General features: G+C 65.2%; 1 pseudogene. It reads right to left on the bottom strand.

What is annotated here, in order from left to right:
- Nucleotides 1-233 precede the first annotated feature (233 nt).
- A pseudogene (locus tag AACY49_RS30800) lies at nt 234-465 on the bottom strand (Tn3 family transposase); the annotation flags it as partial.

Genomic DNA, 465 nt, shown 5'->3' on the forward strand with positions numbered 1-465 from the left:
CAGGTCATAGGCATAGGCTTTGACGGTATGCGGTGAGCAGCCGCGCGCAGCCAGATAGGCGAGATAGTCGCGGACGGGTGGCACAGGCGCGCCGACTCCGTCGACAAGCTCGACCAGAGGGCCGCCCGAGCGGCTATGCTTGACCACAAACATGGCCCGCCTCCTTCACGGAAATGGCAGCTGCGCGATGGTAGCACAGGCAACCTGCCGCGTCGCCAAGCTGTCCACATAACGGTGAACCCGCCGGTGTCGGCGTACTGCTCCTCGATCCGTCGCCCGGCCTCGTTCATCGTCAGCCCGTCGAGCAGATAGGGTGACTCGCTGACGGTTGCGGGGATGGTCCGCGATGCGAACGGCGCGAAGCGGTCGTTGACGTGAGTATAAGCCTTGATGCCGGGGTCGTTGCCGTAGCGGGCATTGACCGTGTTCATCGCCTCGCCCTGCCGCGCGGCGGGGTAGAACTGG

Source organism: Pseudomonas sp. EL_65y_Pfl2_R96 (genome assembly GCF_963970905.1).
In the GTDB taxonomy this organism is placed as follows: Bacteria; Pseudomonadota; Gammaproteobacteria; order Pseudomonadales; family Pseudomonadaceae; genus Aquipseudomonas.